The following is a 22,912-nucleotide window of genomic DNA, read 5'->3' as shown; positions in this document are numbered from 1 at the left end:
GTTAATTACATAAATGTAAACGGATCGGTATTAATTTTTGATTCAATTACTTGTAAGTGCCAATTGTTTTCAGTTGCCCATTTCAAAAACAAGGCAGCTAGCTTTTTAATACAAATACTTTCGATATGGTGGCCAGGATCAATAACCGGCAAATCGGCCGCCAACATATCATGGCCTGTATGGTAGTACACATCGCCAGTCACATAAACATCGGCGCCCTTTTGCTGCGCCAGGTTAAAGAATTTACCGCCGTCACCGCCGAGGATCGCCACTCGCTTGACGGGCCGATCTAAATCACGGGCAATCACTCGTAGTGCAGGAACGTGGAAATCCGTTTTGCAGGCAGCAACGAAATCTCTTAATGATACCGAGTTAGCCAATTCACCAATTCGCCCCATTGTGTAATGGTGCCGTTTATCTTCAAGTCGAATTAAATTATAAAGCGGCTTGCTAAGTGGATGAACATCCGCCAGGGTTTTGAGGACTTGACTAAGCGCTTCTTCCGGCACTTCAAATTCAAGCCGGGAATCTTCAACTTCCCGCGGCTCACCCGCAACCCCAATTGTGGGGTCAGCTCCGGCTTTAGGAACGTAATAAACGGTACCGTCAATTTCGTAAGTATACCCCTCAAACTGATCACCGGACACCTCCGCGCCAGCATCCACTAGCGACATCCTAACAGCGGTTGCGTACACTTTAGGCACCTGAACAGTTAACCGAAAAACCGAACCAGTATATTCTGGGACGAACCCGTCAACGTTTTGAAGGCCAATTTGTTCAGCTAACCAATCGTTCATACCACCATCCGCTGAATCCAAATTCGTATGAGCAGCGTAAACCGTAATCCCATGTGCAATGATGTTGGCATACATCGCGTTTTGAGGGACACTTAGATCCAGATTCCGTGCGGGATGAAACATCACCGGATGATGAGCAAAAATAAAGTCCACGTGATTGGCAATTGCTTCATCAACGACTTCCGGCCTTACATCTAATGTGGTCATCACTTTATGAATATCGTGATCAAGTGAGCCAATTTGTAACCCAATTGGATCATTTTTCATTGCCAATTTTTTAGGGGCAAACTGCTCAAACCGTGTTACCAACTCACTTGCTTTCATTGGTCATCACTTCCTCAATGGTCTGGATTTTTGCTTGAATTGACTTAATTTTTGCGACATCTTCGTGAGTTGCTTTTTGCATATTTTTAACGACCCGTTCTAAAGCTTGCTGTTCTTCTTGCCATTTGGCAATAAAAACAGGTGATTTCTCCTTAATCAACAATGGCCCAAAGGTGATTTCCCGTTGACTATACCTGACTTTTTGGGCAGTCTTGGCTGCGGTAATCACTTCATAAATATGACCATCTTCAGCCAAAATTTGCTCGGCAGAAATCCGATATGAATGGGTCATCAGCCATTTCCGAACCACTTTCTCGCCAACATTTGGCTGTAAAATAAGCTTTTCATTTCCCGTTAACTTTGACTGGCCGGCTTCTAAAATATGGGTGATCAAAATCCCGCCCATGCCAGCAATGGTAATTGTATTGATATGGTCATCGGGTTTAATCGCAGCCAAACCGTCAGCTAAGCGGGGATGCAAAACCGTTAGCAGCCCTTCTTTTTTAATCTCAGACGTGGCGTTTGAAAGCGGCCCTTTGGCTACTTCACCAACGACACCATAGGAAATGATTTGCTTTTTGGCTAGATAAATGGGTAAATAACCATGATCGGATCCAATGTCTGCCAGCCGACTACCGGGTTCAACGTGGTCACTGACAGTTTGTAAACGATTTGATAAATGCAGACTATTCATTCATGACTCCTTATGTTAAAGTGAGCGGAGCCAGGCGCTTAGAAAGCGGAGCGTAAGGCTCCTCTAACGAAAATTCCCGGGTTTGGAATTTTTGTTAGAGGTGCTTACGTGTAGCTTTCTGCCTGGCGCAGCTGTCCTAAGAAAGTGAGCGGAGCAAAGCGGTTAGAAAGCGCCAAGTAGGCTAGGCGTTTCACGGCCGTCGGAGCGTAAGGCTCCTCAGACAGAAATCCCCGGCTTGGATTTTTGGCCAAGATGTTTTATGCGGAAGTTTCTGCTTGACGCATTCTAATAAAACGAACAGAACAAGGCTTGTGTCCACCATGCGGCTTTGCGCACCTATTGTAAATTAAATGTTAAATTCATTATAAATTATAACTGAGCAAAAAAACAGGAGCCCATAAACAAAATTTCATTTTGTTCAGGACTCCTATCAATTGTTTTGACTACTCTAAAAAGTCTTTAAGTTGTTTACTTCGTGAAGGATGACGTAATTTGCGTAACGCCTTGGCTTCGATTTGACGAATTCGTTCGCGGGTAACACCGAATACTTTGCCAACTTCTTCAAGTGTTCGGGTTCGACCGTCATCCAAGCCGAAACGTAAGCGTAAGACGTTTTCTTCTCGGTCAGTTAACGTATCCAAAACACTTTCCAACTGTTCCTTCAACAACTCGTAAGCGGCATGATCAGCTGGTGAAGTAGCATCTTGATCTTCAATAAAATCACCCAGATGCGAATCATCCTCTTCACCAATTGGTGTCTCTAATGAAACCGGCTCTTGAGCAATTTTCAAAATCTCTCGGACTTTTTCAGTCGGCATATCCATTTCGGCCCCAATTTCTTCAGGCAACGGCTCTCGGCCAAGATCTTGAAGCAATTGACGCTGAATTCGGATAAGTTTATTAATCGTTTCAACCATATGAACCGGAATTCGAATAGTTCGAGCCTGATCAGCAATTGCTCGGGTAATGGCCTGGCGAATCCACCAAGTAGCGTAAGTTGAGAATTTGAAGCCCTTTCGGTAATCAAATTTTTCAACAGCTTTCATTAAGCCCATGTTACCTTCTTGGATAAGATCAAGGAATTGCATTCCCCGGCCAACATATCTTTTGGCAATCGAAACCACTAATCGCAAGTTGGCCTCGGCCAATTCCTGTTTGGCTTCTTCATCGCCGGCCTCAATTCGTTTAGCCAGTGAAATTTCTTCATCGGCGCTCAGCAATGAAACACGACCAATTTCCTTAAGATACATTCGAACGGGGTCATTAATTTTGACACCAGTTGGGGCCGAAACGTCGGAAAGTTCCTTTTTAGTCACTTTCTTAGCAGCGCCAATTGCCCGTGGATCAGGATCACCATTTTCATCAACAACGCTGATTCCTGAATCTTCAATCGCTTCAAGCAAGCTTTCCATGTCTTTATCATTCAAAGAATATGGTTCTTGAATCTTCTTCTGGAGTTCATCATAGGTAATGTGGCCGATCTGCTTGTTTTCTTTAACAATCGCATCAAATACCTTCTTGTAAGGCTTTTCGGCTTTCTTAGCAGTTGTTGCTTTCTTGCTTTGGGTTTCCTTTGTTACATTTACCTTGCTTGTTTTCTTATTAGCCATCAAAATGCCTCCTGAAGTTAGACTTGTTGCTCTAATCTTTTTTGTTGCTCAAGCTTAATGATTTCAACCATTAATTCTTTTTGCTTATCAACATCGCCAATTTTAGTCGCCTGTTTTAGTTCTGCCCGCTTTTTTTTGAGCTTGGAATCCACTGGCGCCCGATGCATTAAGATATTAACACAATTATCAATTTCTTGTTCACTGGGCGAATCCGGTAATTCCAACATCTCAATATCAATTAATAAGCTCTGTAAGGAATTCTCAGAAATTAAGTTGCTAAACGCGGCCACGTTATACTCACTTGCTTTTGTAAAATACCCTTCAGCTAAAAGATATAACATCTGAAATTGGTCATCGACAAACGCAAATCCCGGAATGTTACTGACCTTCAACCAAACATCGTGATAATGCAGCATCCGGTTAAGCAATTGCATTTCAGCGGTTTGGACCAGTGTTAACTGTTTCTTAGGGGCTTGTGCCGGTGGTTGAATACCCGACGCTTGATAGGGTGTCCGACGAGTCGGCGGCGTTTTCTTGAGCAGCGGCGTTAATTGTTGCTGTAAAAGCGACTTATCAACTGAAAATTCGTCGGCTAACCGGTTTAAATAAAGATCACGCGAAATGCCGGAATTAACTTGGCTGATCAATTTAATTGCCTCTGCAATATAGCGGCTTTGATCAACCTCAGAATTCAAATTGTACTGTTTTTTTAGATAGTTCAGCTCAAACTCAACTGGCGCCTGGGCGTGAGTCAATAACTTATTAAAATCATCGGCACCCTTGGATCTGATAAATTCATCCGGATCCATTCCATTTGGTATCGACACAACTTTGACGTTCAAGTTGGTATCGTGATGACTAAACTCATCAATTGCCCGCTTGATCGCTTTTTGCCCTGGCGTATCACCATCGTAGCAAATAACCACGTCACGAGTAATCCGTTTAATATCATAAATTTGTTGTTCAGTTAGACTGGTTCCCATCGACGCGATCCCAGACTTAATCCCTGCTTGATAGGCAGATATGACATCCATAAAACCTTCAAATAAAATGGCTGGCTGTTGGTTGCGAATATTTGTACGGGCTAAGTCTAAATTGAAAAGGATCTTACGCTTATTAAACGTTTCTGTTTCCGGACTATTTAAATACTTCGGCATCTCCGGATTGGTTGTAAGCAATCGGCCCGAAAACGCAACCGTTTGCCCGCTACCGTTTCGAATTGGGTACATCACCCGGTCAACGAACCGATCCCGTAGATTACCGGCTTCGTCTTCAGAAAAGAGCCCTGACTTTCGCAACAATTGATAATCAACGTGACGTTCGTCAAAGAATGGCTTCAACAATCGTTGAGCAGGTGCATATCCCAACTGATAAGTTGTAATGGTCTCATCAGAAACCCCACGCTTGTGAAGATAAGCAAGGGCGGCCTCACCCATTTTAGTGTTTGTCAAAATATGGTGATAAAGCTTGACTGCCTGCTCGTGGAGTTCAACCAACTGCTTTTGTCGCGAGTTCTCTTCGCTAGCGCCATTTGAATGGCCGACTTCTAAATACTTTTTATCGAGGGGGATGTTTGCCATCTCAGCAACTTTTTTAACTGCTTCTGGAAACGAAATATTCTGCAGTTCCATTAAAAACTTGAAAACATTACCCCCACGGCCACAACTAAAACAATGAAAAATCTGTTTCTCTTCTGAAACTGAAAAAGATGGGGTTCGTTCTTCATGAAACGGACAAAGACCAAATAAATTCTTACCAGATTGCTTCAACTGAACGAATTGGGAAACCACATCAACAATGTTAACTTGCGATCTGATCTGTTCAATCACATCTTCTGGGATCTTAATCGTCTTTCGCCTCCCATCTTTACATGTCCAAATACCGGCAAAAAGTCGCACCTAAAAGTGCGACTTATTGTCCTAGCGATACGTAATCATATACTATCATATAATTTTGATTTGTACAATTATAAACCCTTACTCACCTTTTACGACTAATTTATCAAGGTCCCCCAAGAACATAATCATTCGTGAAATCACGGTTAACAAACGAAGCCGGTTATTTTTCAGTTTGTCATCCTTTGCCATCACCATTGTTTTATCAAAGTAGTCGTTGATTGGATCCTTCAGTTGAGCCAATCGCTGGAAGGCATTTTCAGCGGATTGACTTGTATACTGGTCAAGTGCCTGAGTGACAGCTTGATAAAGGGTGCTTTCAGACTCATTTTCAAATAAAGCCGGTTCAACGGCCAAATCATCATCAGCAAACTGCCCCTTCTTTGAAATTCGTTGAACCCGAGTGAGTGATTCAATGACTTCCTTGAAGTCAGGGTCAGCTTTGTGGTCCTGAAGCACTTTTCCACTCGCAATATTATAAACGATGTTGGTATGGGAACCAGATGTCACGGCATCAGAAATATCGTAGCGAATTCCCAAATCGTCTAAGAACTGCTTGATCCGATCCTTAACAAAATCGCTGACAGCACTAATCTGGGCGCGCATATTCAGCTTGGGGGCAACTTTTGCTTGTTCCTGGCGGTCAATCACGTTAGCTAGCAAGTCGTCTAAATCAAACCGCCAATTTTGAGCCGAAACAATCCGGACAATGCCAGTTGCCTGACGACGTAGTGCATACGGGTCATTGGAACCGCTTGGAATCATATCAGCAGCAAAGAAAGTCAAAATACTGTCTAATTTATCGGCAACCGCCAAAACAGCTCCAATCGTTGAAGTCGGTAGTTTGCCGCTCGCCGAAATCGGCATGTAATGTTCTGCAATTGCTTTGGCAACGGCCGGAGACTCGCCTGCCAGCAAGGCATATTTCTCACCCATGACCCCCTGCAGTTCAGCAAATTCACCCACCATGCCGGTAACCAGGTCAAACTTATAAATCTCGGCGGCCCGTTTTAAATCCTTTAACTCATTAGTAGACAGACCAACTAAATTACCTAAATAATCGGCAATGACTTGAGTTCGTTGCATTTTTTCATACATTGTCGAAATCTTGTCATGAAAACTGACCTTTTTTAATCGCTCAACGTAATCACTAATAGTCTTCTTTTGATCTTCTTGATAGAAGAACATGGCATCTTCCAATCGTGCCGTCAGGACTTTTTCGTTTCCTTGAACCACGTTTTGCAAATCATAATCATTGCCATTTCTAACCGAAACAAAATGCGGCAGGAGCTTGCCGTCTTGATCGGTAACGTAAAAGAAACGTTGGTGATCCTTCATTGAAGTAATCAACACTTCATCTGGAATGGCCAAATATTTATCATCGAAATTGCCGGCAAAGGCAGTTGGCCATTCGACCAGATTATTAACCTCCTCAAGCAAATCCGGGTCTAAGTTGATTTGCCAATTATGGTCCTGGGCAATTTGTTGAATTTGTTTCGTAATCATTTCTTGGCGCTTTTGAGCATCGGCAACCACAAATTGTTCTGTAAGCTTTTCCTCATACTCATCAGCATTCGCCAACTCGATATCTTGGCCCAAAAAACGGTGCCCGGAAGTTATCCGATCAGTTGCGACGTCTAAAATCTTAAACGGGATCACTTCATCGTTGAGCAAAGCAATCAACCACTTAATTGGTCGAACATATTCAAACGAATAGCTTCCCCACTTCATCATCGTTGGAAAAGTCATTGACGTAACGACGTCCTTCATGCCTGTCAAAATTTCAGCCACCGGCTTGCCAGCAATATGTTTTTCCACAAACACATATTGAGTGCCTTTGACTTCTTTAAACGTAATGTCATCAGTTGTGGCCCCTTGACCCTTGGAGAAGCCAATCGCCGCTTTGGTCCAGTTACCATCGGCATCTTGCGCGATTTTTTTGGCCGGGCCTTTGACCGATTGATCAATATCTGGCTGCTTATCAGCTAATCCAGCAATGAATAGCGTTAAGCGCCTTGGCGTGCTAAACGTTTTAATATGATCAAATGCAATCCGTTGCTGTTTAAGGTAATCTTCAGCCCGTTTTTTAAGCTGATGAATACTTGGTGTCACGACGTGGGCAGGAATTTCTTCCAAGCCGATTTCAAGTAAGAAATTGTTAGCCATTATTTTTCCTCCGTTTCATCTTTAAGTAAGGCTTGGCGCTTTTTTTCATCCTTAATTAATGGAAAGCCCCGCCGTTTTCTGGCAGCAACAAACTCTTTGGCAACCCAACGAGCTAAATTTCGAATTCTTGACAGGTAGCCGGCTCGTTCGGTGACTGACACCGCGCCGCGTGCATCTAGCAGGTTAAAGGTATGGCTGCACTTTAGAATATAGTCATAAGCTGGGTGAACTAAGCTTAATTTTAATAATCGTTTAGCTTCATGTTCGTATTCATTGAAATGTTTGAGTAACATTTCTTGATCGCTTACTTCAAAACTGTATTTGGAATGCTCGTATTCGGGTTCCTTAAAAATATCTCCGTACAAGACATCGTCTGACCATTCCAAGTCAAAAACAGAATTAACATCTTGGATGTAGGAAGATAACCGTTCCAAGCCATAGGTAATTTCAGAAGCAACCGGATCCATTTCCAGGCCACCAACAATTTGAAAATACGTAAATTGAGTAATTTCCATTCCGTCAAGCCAAACTTCCCAACCAACACCAGCACAACCCATTGAAGGGTTTTCCCAGTTATCTTCAACAAACCGGATATCGTGTTCAAGTGGGTTGATGCCAAGCTCTTTCAAACTATTCAGATACAAATCTTGAATGTTTTCCGGGGAGGGTTTCATAATTACTTGAAATTGATGATGTTGGTAAAGCCGATTAGGGTTTTCACCGTAACGGCCGTCAGCCGGTCTTCTAGATGGCTCTACATAAGCCGCGTTCCATGGTTCTGGACCAATTGCCCGCAAAAAGGTGTAAGGGCTCATCGTCCCGGCACCCTTCTCCGTGTCGTAGGCCTGCATCAGCATACAGCCTTGAGCTGCCCAATATTTTTGCAATCGTAAAATAATTTCTTGAACTGATAATTTTTCAGTCATTAATATTCCTCCTCATAAAGTGAGCGAAGCAAAGCGGTAAAAAGTGCCAAGCAGATTTAGATGCAGCTTTGTGCGTTACATAGCTATCTGATTTAATCAAAAAAAGTCCCTATGTTTAATGGCTACACTCAGCCACTTAAACATAGGGACGAATAAATCGCGGTTCCACCCTACTTCTGACAATTCTGCCAGCACTTAATTATTCAGCTCAAAAAGCGCCACGTGAATGCCTGACTTCAGCCGGCTCGCACCTATCCGACTTCGCTTTATCAACCAAAACAAACCGTTTCTTTTCTCATTGCTGAAACATATTTATTCCAAAAATAATCATAGTTGAGATTAGCTTGAATGTCAACGTAGCATTATGATGCCATGTCATTAAAGCTTAAATTTGCCTAATTGATCAATAAATCGTTTACTCTTAGGCACCACTCCAACGCTGCGCTGATATATCTGATCCAAAACCTGCCGAAGCGCTTTTTTAGTTTTATCGCTCACGGCAATATGTGTCAACTTGGCCAGATCAACGACAGAAAAAAGTCGCAGATAATAGATCGTTCTGGCATCTAAATGCAATCGGTAAGGATCAAGATGCCAGTGGTTTTGACAAAGTAGGCCTCCATAAGCTTCTGAGTAATCAAATGGCAAATCGCGTCGATGGCAAACCGCACAATCCACCCAATTAGGGGCAACCCCAAAGGCCTGTAACAATTGAACTTCAAAAATATTGGTAATAATTTGGGCATCAAACCCCTCGTTAATTAACCGGAGGCCAATGAGTAATCGATCATACCAAGCTGGAATCGGTTCGCCATCATGAAAGGCCAAGTCGATTAATGACATGACATAAGTTGCATAGGCATTCTTAGTAATGTCATCGGCAATTTCATTAAAGTGATTTACTTGCTTGCCATCGTTAACGTACGATAGTCCGTCTTCTTTGATATCGCCGCCATATAACCCAAAAGTAAATGGCAAAATCGCCGCTCGCATCTTAAATCGTGGCCGTTTGGCACCTCGGACAAGAAACATCTTTTTACCGAATTCCCTTGTCAGAAATTTAATCAAAAGATCTCGCTCACGATAAGGCTTTGTATACAACAAAATGCCGTTAAAATCAGTTAACTGCCCCTTTGCCAAGTATTACCACCCCGGATACAAAAAATATTGCAGAAATTATAAACATCAATAAATCCGAAAGTCTTTTGTTAGCGATTAATCTTTTTTGTAACCATAGGTATCAAGTAAGCTTTGCTTATCTTTCCAACGGGGTTGAACCTTTACCCACAATTCCAAAAAGACTTTATTGCCCATCATATTTTCAATGTCTTTTCTGGCGAGGGTGCCAATTTTTTTGAGCATCGATCCGCCCTTACCAATCACAATGCCTTTTTGACCATCCCGCTCAACAATAACGGTTGCCTGAATCCTAAGCAGCCCATTATCATCCTTAATACTTTCAACATACACCGCCGTTGAAGTTGGAATTTCTTGGCGGGTTAGCTGCATCACCTTTTCTCGAATCAGTTCCGAAATAACAAACCGCTCTGGGTGATCAGTTACTTGGTCAGCCGGGTAGTATTGCGGACCGGCAGGAAGTTCTTGAACGAGGGTATTGATGAGTTCATTAACATTATTACCTTGAAGAGCAGAAATTGGATAAACATCTTTGAATTGTAAGGCATCTTTGTATTGATCAATAATGGCCATAATATCATCAGGTGAAATTTCGTCAATTTTGTTAATAACCAAGTAAACGGGACGATCAAGTTTTTTAAGCTGGTCAATAATAAAGTTATCACCCGCACCCCGCCGTTGAGTGGCATTAACCATAAACAAAACTGCGTCAACCTCTTTGAGGGCCGATAAAGCCGACTCCATCATAAAATCGCCCAGCTTATCTTTAGGCTTATGAATTCCCGGTGTATCGATAAAGACAATTTGAGACTCCTTGGTCGTATAGACGCCTTGAATTTTATTTCGAGTCGTTTGAGGCTTGTCGCTCATAATTGCAATCTTTTGCCCGACAACTCTGTTCAAAAAAGTCGACTTCCCAACATTGGGCCGGCCAACAATTGCAACAAATCCGGAATGAAAATTTGGATTATCCATTTTTTACCTCACTTATTTTAGTAGTTGAATAAATCTGGGGATAAAAATCAGCGAACCGATAATAACGGCAAATAGCGCTGACATTAAAACTCCCCCAGCGGCAATATCCTTAGCTCGTTTAGCCAAAAAATCGTAATGATGGCCGACAATTAAATCAACGACATTTTCAATAATTGAATTAAGCACTTCCGAACCAATTACAGAAAAAAACGCTGCAAACAACCAAACCCACTCATTAATTTTAATTTGGCAAATAACGCCCAAACAAATTGCCAAAAAAGCGATGATTAAATCAAAACGAAAATTACGTTCTTCTAAAATTAATCGCTTAATCCCATCCAAGGCGTGCCCAAGGGATTGGATAAAGGTTTTATTTTTGTCAATCTGTCTGTTATCTTTATCTTTTAAGGCCATATCTATTCAAAATCTCTTTTTGCAACGGAAACATCACGTCAGCATCGGCCTTTTTCATATGATCATACCCGTTGAGATGCAAAAAGCCGTGCACAACTAGGAACCCTAGTTCTCGTTGGAATGAATGGCCTAAATAATCCGCTTGTTCAGCCACCTTATCAACGGAAACAAAAATATCACCGATGTTTTCTGGAATACTTTCTTTGAGGGCTTCGTCCATGACAATTGGGAACTCATCATCAGCGTTATCTTCAATCGCAAAACTAATGACATCCGTTGCCCGATCTACTCCTCGATATTTTTTATTAATTCGCTGAATCTCGTCATTATTCACTAAAGTCACAGACATTTCCGTATTATCTGCCAACTTAAGATAATGCCCAGCAAAATCAAGTACGTCCCGGATGAGTTTTTGGTCTTGTTCAACAACCCCATCCGTCGTTTTATCGTATATCTCTAAATCCATTCAAACTCTTCCTCAATTCGTTTAGTGACCGCTATTTTCATAAGCAGTGATAATTTTGGCAACGACTGGGTGACGAACGACATCTTCTGCAGTAAAGGTCACAAATTCGATTTGATCAATATTTTTCAAGATTTGCTGTGCAGCCACCAGTCCACTGGCCGTTCGCTTTGGCAAATCAATTTGTGAGATGTCTCCGTTGACGATCATCTTGGAACCAAACCCCAAGCGAGTTAAAAACATCTTCATCTGCATGTTTGTCGTATTTTGAGCTTCATCTAAAATGACAAATGCATTATCCAACGTTCTACCACGCATGTAAGCTAGTGGGGCAATTTCAATGACACCCCGATCCATTAGCCGCTCTGTGTGTTCTGCGCCCAGAATCGAATGCAAAGCATCGTAAATTGGCCGCAAGTAAGGATCCACCTTTTCCTTAAGGTCACCAGGCAAAAAGCCAAGGCTCTCACCTGCTTCAACAGCGGGCCGAGTTAAGACAATCTTGTCCACAGTTCCTTGTTTTAAGGCAGCAAGCGCCATAACGACTGCTAAATATGTTTTGCCCGTGCCAGCCGGCCCAATCCCAAACGCAACGTCGTGATGGCGAATGGCTTGAACATATTGGCGCTGACCAAACGTTTTAACCCGGACAGCTCTTCCCTTAGCGTCTTTTATCAGGACTTGGTTATAAAGGTCTTGAAAATATTCCAACGTCCCTTTTTTAGCCATATTCACAGCAGAAATAAAGTCACTGCTGTTGATGTTGATGCCCTTTTGAATCAACGTTAAGATGTTTTCTAAAATCTGGACAGTTAAATCAACAGTTGCGGCATCTCCCGTAATTCGAATTGAATTACCAAAGACGTTAATTGAAGTTGCCATACCTTCTTCAAGGATCGTCACAAACTCGTTTTGAGTCCCAACAATTTGTAGCAATTGATTTGGGTCAGATACGATAAATTCCTTTGTTATCTGTTCAGTATCAGCCAAATACACAAACTCCTTTTTAATTAGTATGATTAGTGTGATACTAGCATAAATCAAGCTATTTCCAAAACGTTTTGGTAATTAATTAACTTTGCAGCTGTTTTTTAACAAGTTGATTAATGACACTGCCATCAGCTTTTCCTTTTACCTTCGGCATGACTACCCCCATCACCTTACCGAAGTCAGCCATTGATTCGGCACCAACTTGATCAATTGTCTGTTTAACAATTTGGTGAACCTCATCCGCCGACAACTGTTTCGGTGCATAAGTCTCAGCGATTTTTAGCTTGGCGGTTTGGTCTTCAACCAAGTCTTGTCGATTGGCCTTTTTAAATTCTTCCAAGGATTCTTTTTGCTGCTTGATTTCTTTCATGACAATCGACATCATCTGAACGTCAGATAAATCATGATCCGCACTTTCTACTTTTGCATTCATTATTTGAGACTTAATGCCGCGAATAACCCCCAACCTTACCTTATCGTGGGCTTTCATTGCATCTTTTAAGTCTGAATTTAATTGATCATAAACACTCATCAAAGTGGCCTCTTTTCGATTAATACTTAAATTTTACCATTAAAAAAGATCAGAGACTAATAAAAATTAGGCTCCGACCCTTTAATAGTGTCTTAATAACGACGTTTCTTCTTGTTGTTACGCTTACGTGCTGCTTCGGACTTTAATTTACGCTTTACACTTGGTTTTTCATAAAACTCACGTTTACGATATTCCTGTAATGTACCGCTTTTTGAAACTGTACGTTTGAAGCGTCGAAGAGCATCATCAAGAGACTCGTTTTTACGAACGACTGTCTTTGCCATGTGAAATTCCCTCCCTCCGAGCTTGAATGTAACTGTTTAAAAAGCACTCCAAGTGTGCATCCTAAAACGGTTCGAAATAAATTATACATATGATTGTCAGTATCGTCAATGATTTAAACTAAAAACGCTGGTACATGTTACTATTTATTTAGAAAATTAATTTAGAGGAGCGCTCCCACCATGAAAACGCAAAACATTTTTATTATCTCAGACTCAAGCGGTGCAACGGCTCAAACGATCGCACAAACTGCTGTCTCCCAATTTCCTGACCTAAAAGCAGAAATGAGACGATTTCCATTTATTCAAACGGATTCAATTCTAAGGGGCATTTTAAAATTAGCCAAAAGTAACCACGCTATCATCTTCCATACCCTCGTCAGTCCCGATCTCAGCCAGCTGGTTGAAGACTTCTGTAAAGAAAACCAGATTTTTAATTTTGATTGTGTCCAACAGCCCATGGCAATGATCTCTCAATCAATCGGCGAAAGCCCGGCCCATATTCCAGGGCTTATTCATGATCTTAACCAGAACTACTTTGCCAGAATTTCTGCAATTGAATTTGCAGTTGAAAATGACGATGGCAAAAACGTCAAGGGGCTTTTAGAAGCCGACATTGTCCTTCTAGGGGTTTCGCGGACGTCCAAAACACCGTTATCGCTTTATTTGGCCAATCAAAATCAAAAAGTCGCAAATCTCCCCATTGGTCCCAGTTTAAAAATCCCAGAAGAATTAGATCAGGTTGATCGAAACCGGATTTTTGGGTTGCTTAATACTCCCGAAAAGCTTCATAAGATTCGGCGTCAGCGAATGCTATCATACGGGATGGCTGGTGACACCCCTTATTCAGATACGGAAAATATCAAAAAAGAACTTCAATATGCTAAGGAACTTTACCGACGATTGGGCTGTTTGACAATCAATGTCGCCAACAAATCAATCGAAGAAACGGCAACAATTATCTTGGAAAGTCTCAACTTGGACACAACGACCTTTGAGGATTAATTCAACTTACAACGTATCATAAGGCTTATTTGCCTTCATATCCGCAATAATCTTTGGGTTAAACTGCTGGCGCTTTAACATGGCGACTTCATAGCCATGAGGATTATACTTGATTTTTTTGTCATGCTCGTCTTTTAAAATCGGCGTTTCCATAATCTTTGGAATCGCCGTTAATTGTTGGTGATGGGCAATATAATTTAACGCGTCAAAGCCAATCGTTCCTAAGCCAATTATTTGATGGCGATCTTTGCGGCTGCCCCGCTCATTTTTAGAATCGTTTAAATGAATAACTTTCAACCGATCAATGCCCAAAACGTGGTCAAATTCGTTTAAGACGCCGTCAAAATCATTTTTGACATCATAGCCGGCATCGTTAGTATGACAAGTATCAAACGTCACTGACAACTTATCGTTATCAACCACCTGATTGATAATTTCAGCTAACTGTTCAAATGATGTCCCCACTTCGGTTCCTTTGCCCGCCATCGTTTCCAAAGCAATTTGGACGTGTTGGTCGTTAGTAATTACCTCGTTTAAGCCTTCGGCAATTTGCTGAATTGCTTTTTGCGGACCCGCACCTACATGGGCCCCTGGGTGTAAAACAATTTGCTTGGCACCAATTGCTTCGGCCCGTCGAATTTCTTGTTGAAGAAACTGAATGCCAAAGGCAAAGTTTTGTGGCTTCAATGTATTACCCAGATTAATAATGTATGGCGCATGGACCACGACTTTTTTTAAGCCGTGGTCTTTCATATAGGCTTTGCCAGCATCACCATTAAGCTTGTCAATTGGTTTTCTGACGGTATTTTGTGGTGCACCGGTGTAAACCATAAACACATTTTCACCAAGACTGGCTGCTTGTTCGGCAGATCCTAAAAACATGTCTTTGCCATTCATACTAACATGTGATCCAATTAAGAATGTTGCTTCACTCATGATTGTCCTCCTAAAATAACCTGTACGACTTTTTGAGCCGCCTGACCAGTTTCCCATGCACAAAACTTTTGGTTAAACCGATTTAAATTGCCGTCAAAATCAATAAATCGACCACTCAAGTAATATTGTCTAAGATAGCTTAAAAATTCGGTCTGAGTCGTTGCCATCGGCCCTGGTAAGTTAGATTGCCGATAATCAAAATAAAAGCCGCGTAATTCATCCCGATAATGCTTCAAATCATATGGGAAAAACAGGATTGGCCGTTTTAAATTCGCATAGTCAAACATGACCGAAGAATAATCGGTGATCAAAAGATCGGTGATCAAATAAAGTTCGTTAATATCCTCATTGGCAAAAATCTTAACCCGATCTTCAAATCCGGAGATATCGATATGATCTTTAACCAAATAATGGGGGCGAATAATCAACACCGTATCTTGAGAAACGGTATTAAAAAACGCGGCTAATGAAAACGGCAACTCAAAATTATAGGTCCCCTGCCGCTTGAAGTCATCATCCCGCCAAGTTGGCGCATACATGATGACTTGTTTTGGTTGATACCCAAATAAGGCCTGCTTAATTTTAGCGATATGTGCTGAATTATTATCGTTATAAAGTGTGTCGTTTCTAGGATAGCCGACCTCTAAAAACTGGTTTTTAAACTTAAAAGCAGATCTAAAAATATCTTCAGAATATTGATTAGGCGCAATCAAATAATCCCAGCGGCTCGCCTCGGCCACGAAACTACGATGATACTTGGCGGTGGAACTGCCGGGAATTTCGACGTTGTCAATATCAACGCCTAATTTTTTTAGCGGCGTGCCATGCCAGGTTTGAATATAAATGGTCCCGCGATTTTTTCGCCACCAAGTTGGCATTCGTGAATTCATCACCCAAAAATTGGCGCGGGCAATCACGCTCACCCAACCCGGCGTAAACCGTTTAATTAATTGAACATCTGGAAAAGCAGCCGCCAGCCGCCGATATTCGGCTGGTTTCACACTAAAATAACACGTAGCGCGCCTCTCAGGTGCCAATTTAACTAACTGATTGTATATTGCCAGCGGGTTGTCGCTAATATCTCGACCATTAAAGCTCTCAAACACGATCGTTTGCTTTTTTACTCGCATACAAAGAAACCCATCGTTCATCACGATGAGTACCCAGCGCGCAATTAATTTAATCAATCTAATTAAAGCACTTTTCAATCATTCGACCTCCCCGCTAGATCAGGTCTACAAATCTTGAACGGAATTTGTAGTGCAGATGCGAACCAACCAACAAGAAGAATAAAATCATTCCCCAAAAGACAATCGTAAGCGTTGGCTTTTGCCAGAACCAATTCGTCGATAGCATCGAATCTCGAAAGCCGGAAACCACGTAGAAAAATGGATTCAATTGCAGGATATGGACAAACGGTGCCGGAAATGAATTTGTCTCAAAATTAAACAGCACACCAGACATATAGAACAACATCCGCATAACCGATTGGAGTAAGATTCGATAATCTCGAACCAATACGGAAATCGTTGAATTAAAAATCCCAAATGCAATGAGCCAAGCAATCATACAAATAAAGTAATAGAGCCATTGAATCCAATAAATCGATGGCATCACGCCATAAAGAAACCCTACTACGATTGAGAAGACTAACATTGTCCAAAAGGCACTTAAGTTACTAACGATTTTGATCGTCGGCAAGACACTAACCGGAAACTTCATTTTTGAAACCATGCCAACACGTTGGTAAATACTCTTTGAAGCATCCAAGCTTGCCCGATTCATGAAAAACCAAGGGGTAATCCCAATGACCATCCAAGGTAAATAATCAATTCCATGGGTCGTGCTGCCATGTTTGAGACCAATTCCAAAGACCAGCCAATAAATTGCAATTTGGATCAGCGGATACAAGTATTCCCAAACCAACCCTAAATAATGGCTTTGATATTCCGCCTTATCTTCATATTTTGAAATTCGAAAAATAATCCCAATATTTTCAAACTGTTCCTTTAGTAGCGTAAAAACTTCTTTCACTTTCAGGCACCCCTTAATGCGATTTTAGAAACTGGGCGTAACGCGCGACCACCCGTTTGGTTGCTTTGCCATCGTTAAATGTGTTCCAGTGTTCATTAAACTCACCGAAATCCATTGGCTGGGCTTCAATAATTGCTTGTCGAAGCTCACGAACCGTCGACAGCGGCTTTGATGGCAGCCAATCTAGATAATCATCCTGGATACCAGGATTTTGTTGATACTGTTCAAGGTCAAACATAAAAAAGATCATTGACTTAGCATTCGGCAACAAGCTAAAGTCAAAGGCCACCGAAGAATAATCTGTCACCAAGGTATCCGCAACTGTTAACAAATCACTCGTTGTTAATTCGTGGTAAAACTTAATGCGGGGATTGCCAATTTCTCTAACTGCGGTTTCCCTATCGCGTAAAACCGGGTGTAATTTGACCACGACAATCGCATTTGGATCTGCCGCCAGCGCATCACTTAACCCACTCGGTAATTTAAAACTTTGCTGTGGCCGATAAGTAGGCGCGTATAGAATCACCCGCTTGTTTTTAAGCTCTGGTGCTGCTCGAAAGATTCGCTGCCGAGCAACCTGCTGCCAATTAGTATCTAAATACTGATCTGATCTAGGATAACCCAGCAGTCGAATTTTAGTGAAGTCTTCATGATAACTGGTAACAAAGACGTTCCCCATTGCTTTTGAAGCCACGATGTATTCATCAAAATGATCGTAAACTGATTGAAACCGCCGCTTATCTGATTGACTGCGGGATTGCGTCGTCGGATCTTGCCAACCAAACTTCTTGATGGCACCATCAGCATGCCAAATTTGGACAATTTTTGTCCCGCGACGATGAATGAGTCCGCCTAAAAAAGCGTAATAATTATCACAAATAATGAGTTTAGCCGCCATCAGCAAGGGAATTGCTTCCAAGGCGAATTTTAGTCCGTCCTTAAATGGCTTGGTAACAATCCCAAACGCAGCTAAATCAGTCGCGGCTGCTTCTGTATCAGGACGGTATAGGACAACCAAGTCAATCTTGCTAGGAACCGTCTGCGCAAATGTTTTAATGAAGTCAACGTTATCATCAAAACTCATGATATAAATGGCCTTATTTTTGGGTCGAAAAACGTTTAGCACAGAAATAACCTTAATCAGCCATAAGTATAAAACTTTCAATATTTTCACCGTTTTCAGTATTTAGTTATCACACACTGAAACATTATAACATAAACAATTTGCAGAACTATTTTCTTAAAAAATCTTTAGAAAGTTACGGTTTGGGTTCATAAAATCTCCCTAAGATCTTAACCGAGTCGGCAATACTAGCAAACGCATTCGGGTCAGATTCCAATAAGGCCTCTTCCAGCTCATTCATTTCATAACGAGAGATAACCGTAAATAAAATGGTCTTGGCATCGTGCCGATACGCGCCTTCGGCATTGTGTACAATCGTAATGCCCCTTCGCAGGTGATTTTGAACGCTATCAATAACGGTATTGGGCCGATTCGTAATGATCATAACTTGCAGGCGCTGCTGTTTCGTATAGGTCATATCCATTACTTTGGCGTTAACAACTAAACTCAAAGCAGAATAAAAAGCATATGGCCATCCATACATAAAAGCTGCAGCAATAATAATTAATGTATTAAAAGCGATATTAATTGTCCCGATCGTGCGCCCGGTTCGCTGGCGGATCACAATTCCTAAAATATCCAAGCCGCCAGTTGAAATCCCATTTTTTAGTGCTAATCCAGTGCCAAAACCGTTAACTGCCCCACCAAAGATCGCACAAATAATCGGATCATGAGTAAGTGGGATTGGTTTAAGTAACTGGATCATAAAACTTGAAAGAAACACGGTAATAACCGTAAAAATAGTAAATTGTTTGCCAATTGCCCGCCAAGACAGAAAAAACAGCGGGATATTCAGCAAAAATAATCCTAACCCAGTTGAAATTGTAATTGGCAAAGTTCGCGACGTAATTGTCGTTAGTAACTGGGCAAATCCAGTAATCCCTGATGAATAAATGTGGCCAGGAGTCCAAAAGAAGTTAACGGCAATCGATACCAAAATTGCGTAGATCAGCGAGGTAGAAGTCCTGGTAACATAAGTATGTCGCCGCATTAGTTTCGAAACGTCATCCATAGTTAAATTCCTCTCATGATAGTCACTTAGTCCGTCCACTACCTTAAAAACAGTGAGTTCTTCAAACACCTCTATTTTAAATCATAAAGAAGCGCGCAACATCAAAAATCCTGTAATCATCAATTAGACTACAGGATTTGATTTGGATTTAGCAATTATGATCGCTTACTTGACTAAAATAACAACCAAAAAAATTATTGCTTTTCATTTTGATCTTGTTCCGCTACAAACAATCCCAAGTCTTCAAGTTGTTTGTTAGCAACGGGTTGTGGTGCGCTTGTCAACGGCTCAACGGCTTTAGAATTCTTTGGAAAGGCAATGACGTCTCGAATGTTCTCCCGATCAGCCAGCAAACGAACAAATCGATCCAAGCCGATTGCCAAACCACCATGAGGCGGAAAACCATAGTCCAATGCATTTAAGAAGTAGCCAAACTGGGCTTCGGCGCTTTCCTTAGTAAATCCAAGGGCTTCAAACATTTTTTCTTGAAGTGCCCGGGTATGAATACGAATTGAACCGCCGCCAAGTTCAAGGCCGTTCAAGATGATATCATAACTTTGCGCATAGGCTTTGTGAGGATCTTCACCGTCGTTCATCAGATAGTGAACATCATCTTCATTAGGCATCGTAAATGGATGGTGGGCAGCCACGTAACGCTTTAAGTCAACGTCCCACTCAAACAATGGCCAGTTAACGACCCATAGGAATGCAAACTTAGATTCATCGATCATGTTCTGTTCCTTGGCGATTTCAACTCGCAAATAGGCCAAAGTGTTGGCAACCACCCGGCGATTATCAGCCGCAAATAATAACAAATCACCCGGCTTAGCTTCAGCTTTTTCAAGAATTTTTTCACGTAAATCAGCATCTTTGAAGAACTTTGCAATTGGACCGTTGAAACCATCATCAGTCACTTTCAACCAAGCTAATCCTTTTGCACCAAATCTTTCAACATAGCTTGCAAATTGATCCAAATCTTTTCTTGAATATTTATCAGCGCCACCTGGTACCGCGATTGCTTTAACTTGGCCACCGTCTTTAACAGCACCTGAGAAGACTTTAAAATCAACGTCTTTCATAATAGCTGAAAGATCTTTTAATTCCATGCCAAATCGCACGTCAGGCTGGTCCGTTCCAAATCGAGCCATCGATTCGTCCCAATCCATTCGCTTAAATGGCAGCTTGACGTCGATGCCCATCGCATCTTTCATCACCTTGGCAATAAAGCCTTCAGTAACGTCTTCAATCTCTTCTTGATCCGCAAAAGACATTTCCATATCAATCTGAGTAAACTCAGGTTGACGATCACCTCGCAAGTCTTCATCCCGATAGCAACGCGCAATTTGATAGTATTTATCAAACCCGGCGCCCATTAATAATTGTTTAAACTGTTGGGGTGACTGAGGTAATGCATAAAAGGAACCTGGATAAACTCTGGAAGGAACTAAATAATCACGCGCCCCTTCTGGCGTCGATTTAGTTAAGGTTGGCGTTTCGATATCGATAAAGCCTTCCTTATCGAAGTAGCTATGAATCGATTGAATAATCCGGTTTCGGAGCAAAATATTTTTTTGCATTTCCGGCCGCCGCAAATCCAAATATCGATATTTTAATTTTAAATCTTCTGAAACATTAATATTATCTTGAATATAAAATGGCGGCGTCTTAGCAGTCGCTAAAATTTTGGCTTCAACAATATCGACTTCGATCTTGCCAGTCTTCATCTTCGGGTTAATTTCCTTGTCAGCCCTGGCAACAACTTTGCCCCTTGCTTCAACAACGTATTCACTTCGAAGCTTGTCAGCAACTGCCAAAGCATCTTGACCAAATTCTTCACTAAAAACCAGTTGCACGATACCTTCACGGTCGCGCAATTCGATAAAAATCAAGCCGCCAAGATCCCGACGCTTTTGCACCCAACCTTTTAACACAACTTCTTGGCCGATTAACTTTTCGTTAACTAAGCCAGCATACGTGGTTCGTTTCATCCTAATCAATCTCCTCGCCGTCATTAAAATATTTATTGATTACCACATCAAAATCATTGGTAATATCTGCTAGCGGAACTGAAACTTCTTTGCCTGTTGTCATCTGCTTAACGTTTGCCGTTTTGGCTGCCAATTCACTTTGGCCCACTGTAATCGTGTACTGGGCGTTCAAGCGGTTAGCCGATTTGAATTGGGCTTTAGGCTTGCGATCTAAATAATCCCGATCAGCGGAAAAGCCGCCCGCTCGTAAAGCTTGCACAATTTGCAGGGTTTCGACGCTGGTTTGTTCACCAATCCCAACAACGTAAGCGTCCAATTGGTCTAAAACAGGGAACTTAACTTTTTGGGCTTCCATCAGTATCATCAGTCGCTCCATCCCCATGCCAAAGCCAATTCCTGGCATTTCTGGGCCGCCAAGCTGTTCAACGAGACCATTATAGCGGCCACCGGCACAAATCGTTGTATAGCCTTCTCCCAGTGTTTTTGAATTAACCATGATTTCAAAAATCGTGTGGTTGTAATAATCGAGGCCACGCACCATATCAGGGTCAATGACGTATGAAATGTGTAGGGCATCCAGCAAATTCTTGACCCGATCAAAGTGACGCTTTGAATCCTCGTTGAGATAATCCAGGATTGAAGGGGCCCCTTTGACAATTTCTTGATCACGCTTATCCTTGCTATCTAATACCCGCAATGGATTTTTATGAAGGCGGACCTTTGAATCTTCGCTTAACTCGTCAAAGTGTGGGTCCAAGTAATCAATTAAGGCCTGCCGATAAGCAGCCCGAGATTCCTTGTCACCCAACGTATTAATTTCCAACCGCAAGTCGGACAGACCAAACTGCTTGAGTAAATTCATCCCCATTGCGATTACTTCAACATCTAACTCCGGTTCGTTACTCCCAAAAGCCTCGACTCCGATTTGGTGAAATTCGCGTTGACGCCCTGATTGTGGTCGTTCATAACGAAACATCGGCCCCATATAAAAGACTTTAACTGGCCGAATATGTTCAGGACCGTAAAGTTTGTTTTCAACAAATGCCCGAACAACGCCGGCAGTTCCTTCCGGCCGCAGACTCATGTGTCGCCCGCCTTTATCGTCAAAATCATACATTTCCTTGGTTACAACATCCGACGTATCTCCAGACGTTCTGGAAAAAACATCGAAGCTTTCAAACATTGGGGTTCGAATCTCATGATATCGATAGTCCTCAAACAACATTCGGGCCGTTTCTTCAACATAGTTCCATTTTTTTGCTTCATCTGGCAAAATGTCAGCCGTTCCCTTTGGTCGTTGATATTTCATTAACCGCTGCCTCCCGTTTACATTTCCGAAAAAAAAGACCCCTGTCCTAAGACAAGGGTGCATTTGCACGGTACCACCTTTATTAAACTCAAGGATAACGCTCGCGCGAATAGCATACACTATTAACCAATTTTACTCAAAAAGTGTCACTTCAAAATGATTCTCACATTCTCTCAGCAAGCAAATGTTCTCTGTTTGACAATCATTTTTACTGTTCTTTTTGTCCGGTTGAATATTTAACTGTAATTAAGATTAGTTGACCCAGGCACAAAAGTCAAGACCAGATTATAACCAACCCCTT

Annotated in this window: 21 protein-coding genes; 1 reads left to right on the top strand and 20 read right to left on the bottom strand. The window is 41.8% G+C overall.

Translation table 11 applies throughout. The features are described 5' to 3' along the window. Nucleotides 1-5: 5 nt before the first annotated feature. From YK48G_RS00800 to rpsU, 13 genes are all read right to left on the bottom strand, one after another. Nucleotides 6-1,121, bottom strand: coding sequence for a Nif3-like dinuclear metal center hexameric protein (locus YK48G_RS00800; RefSeq protein WP_203628805.1), 1,116 nt, complete (start codon nt 1,119-1,121; stop codon nt 6-8). Next, nucleotides 1,108-1,815 (bottom strand): tRNA (adenine(22)-N(1))-methyltransferase, encoded by a 708-nt coding sequence (locus YK48G_RS00795; protein WP_203628804.1) that lies wholly within the window; start codon nt 1,813-1,815, stop codon nt 1,108-1,110. The genes YK48G_RS00800 and YK48G_RS00795 overlap by 14 nt, the downstream gene beginning before the upstream one ends. 443 nt (nt 1,816-2,258) lie before the next feature. Next, nucleotides 2,259-3,425 carry an RNA polymerase sigma factor RpoD gene (rpoD, locus tag YK48G_RS00790; protein WP_203628803.1) on the bottom strand — a complete coding sequence of 389 codons (1,167 nt, stop codon included), beginning with the start codon at nt 3,423-3,425 and terminating at the stop codon, nt 2,259-2,261. A 17-nt stretch (nt 3,426-3,442) separates the two neighbouring features. Further along, the gene (dnaG, locus tag YK48G_RS00785; protein WP_203629097.1) at nt 3,443-5,272 is read right to left on the bottom strand and encodes a DNA primase; all 1,830 of its coding nucleotides are present in this window, start codon (nt 5,270-5,272) and stop codon (nt 3,443-3,445) included. Nucleotides 5,273-5,401: 129 nt separating this feature from the next. Then, nucleotides 5,402-7,486 (bottom strand): glycine--tRNA ligase subunit beta, encoded by a 2,085-nt coding sequence (gene glyS, locus YK48G_RS00780; RefSeq protein WP_203628802.1) that lies wholly within the window; start codon nt 7,484-7,486, stop codon nt 5,402-5,404. After that, complete coding sequence (glyQ, locus tag YK48G_RS00775; RefSeq protein WP_203628801.1) at nt 7,486-8,412, bottom strand: glycine--tRNA ligase subunit alpha; 927 nt, start codon at nt 8,410-8,412, stop codon at nt 7,486-7,488. Before glyQ ends, glyS begins: the two co-directional genes overlap by 1 nt. A gap of 378 nt (nt 8,413-8,790) precedes the next feature. Next, nucleotides 8,791-9,552 (bottom strand): DNA repair protein RecO, encoded by a 762-nt coding sequence (gene recO / locus YK48G_RS00770; protein WP_203628800.1) that lies wholly within the window; start codon nt 9,550-9,552, stop codon nt 8,791-8,793. A 75-nt stretch (nt 9,553-9,627) separates the two neighbouring features. Continuing rightward, nucleotides 9,628-10,524: a GTPase Era gene (gene era, locus YK48G_RS00765; protein WP_203628799.1), complete on the bottom strand. Its 897-nt coding sequence runs from the start codon at nt 10,522-10,524 to the stop codon at nt 9,628-9,630. Between the two features lie 12 nt (nt 10,525-10,536). Next, nucleotides 10,537-10,938 (bottom strand): diacylglycerol kinase family protein, encoded by a 402-nt coding sequence (locus tag YK48G_RS00760; protein ID WP_203628798.1) that lies wholly within the window; start codon nt 10,936-10,938, stop codon nt 10,537-10,539. Then, a complete protein-coding gene (gene ybeY / locus YK48G_RS00755) occupies nt 10,922-11,404 on the bottom strand; it encodes an rRNA maturation RNase YbeY (RefSeq protein ID WP_203628797.1) in 483 nt (160 codons plus the stop codon). Before ybeY ends, YK48G_RS00760 begins: the two co-directional genes overlap by 17 nt. Before the next feature lie 21 nt (nt 11,405-11,425). Next, a complete protein-coding gene (locus YK48G_RS00750; RefSeq protein WP_203628796.1) occupies nt 11,426-12,391 on the bottom strand; it encodes a PhoH family protein in 966 nt (321 codons plus the stop codon). Nucleotides 12,392-12,473: 82 nt separating this feature from the next. Further along, on the bottom strand, nt 12,474-12,923 hold the full coding sequence (locus YK48G_RS00745) for a GatB/YqeY domain-containing protein (RefSeq protein ID WP_203628795.1): 450 nt from the start codon (nt 12,921-12,923) through the stop codon (nt 12,474-12,476). Nucleotides 12,924-13,015: 92 nt separating this feature from the next. After that, nucleotides 13,016-13,207 (bottom strand): 30S ribosomal protein S21, encoded by a 192-nt coding sequence (gene rpsU / locus YK48G_RS00740; protein ID WP_035177572.1) that lies wholly within the window; start codon nt 13,205-13,207, stop codon nt 13,016-13,018. A gap of 180 nt (nt 13,208-13,387) precedes the next feature. On the opposite strand from rpsU, the gene YK48G_RS00735 reads away from it, so the two are divergent. After that, a complete protein-coding gene (locus YK48G_RS00735) occupies nt 13,388-14,209 on the top strand; it encodes a pyruvate, water dikinase regulatory protein (protein WP_203628794.1) in 822 nt (273 codons plus the stop codon). A gap of 6 nt (nt 14,210-14,215) precedes the next feature. On the opposite strand, the gene YK48G_RS00730 is transcribed toward YK48G_RS00735, so the two are convergent. The 7 genes from YK48G_RS00730 to hisS form a co-directional block, all read right to left on the bottom strand. Beyond that, nucleotides 14,216-15,145, bottom strand: a complete 930-nt coding sequence (locus YK48G_RS00730; RefSeq protein ID WP_203628793.1) for a deoxyribonuclease IV — start codon at nt 15,143-15,145, stop codon at nt 14,216-14,218. Continuing rightward, entirely contained in the window at nt 15,142-16,296 is a 1,155-nt protein-coding gene (locus tag YK48G_RS00725; RefSeq protein WP_373300144.1) for a CDP-glycerol glycerophosphotransferase family protein, read from the bottom strand. The genes YK48G_RS00730 and YK48G_RS00725 overlap by 4 nt, the downstream gene beginning before the upstream one ends. Nucleotides 16,297-16,369: 73 nt before the next feature. After that, nucleotides 16,370-17,179, bottom strand: coding sequence for an ABC transporter permease (locus YK48G_RS00720; protein ID WP_203628792.1), 810 nt, complete (start codon nt 17,177-17,179; stop codon nt 16,370-16,372). 13 nt (nt 17,180-17,192) lie between these two features. Then, nucleotides 17,193-18,344 (bottom strand): CDP-glycerol glycerophosphotransferase family protein, encoded by a 1,152-nt coding sequence (locus YK48G_RS00715; RefSeq protein ID WP_232365234.1) that lies wholly within the window; start codon nt 18,342-18,344, stop codon nt 17,193-17,195. Between the two features lie 94 nt (nt 18,345-18,438). Next, a complete protein-coding gene (locus YK48G_RS00710) occupies nt 18,439-19,314 on the bottom strand; it encodes a YitT family protein (protein WP_203628790.1) in 876 nt (291 codons plus the stop codon). 194 nt (nt 19,315-19,508) lie between these two features. After that, a complete protein-coding gene (gene aspS, locus YK48G_RS00705) occupies nt 19,509-21,302 on the bottom strand; it encodes an aspartate--tRNA ligase (RefSeq protein ID WP_203628789.1) in 1,794 nt (597 codons plus the stop codon). 1 nt (nt 21,303) lies between these two features. Beyond that, a complete protein-coding gene (hisS, locus tag YK48G_RS00700) occupies nt 21,304-22,611 on the bottom strand; it encodes a histidine--tRNA ligase (protein ID WP_203628788.1) in 1,308 nt (435 codons plus the stop codon). Nucleotides 22,612-22,912: the final 301 nt, after the last annotated feature.

Source organism: Lentilactobacillus fungorum (genome assembly GCF_016860605.1).
Lineage (GTDB): Bacteria > Bacillota > Bacilli > Lactobacillales > Lactobacillaceae > Lentilactobacillus > Lentilactobacillus fungorum.
This window is presented reverse-complemented; position numbering and strand designations above follow the sequence as displayed.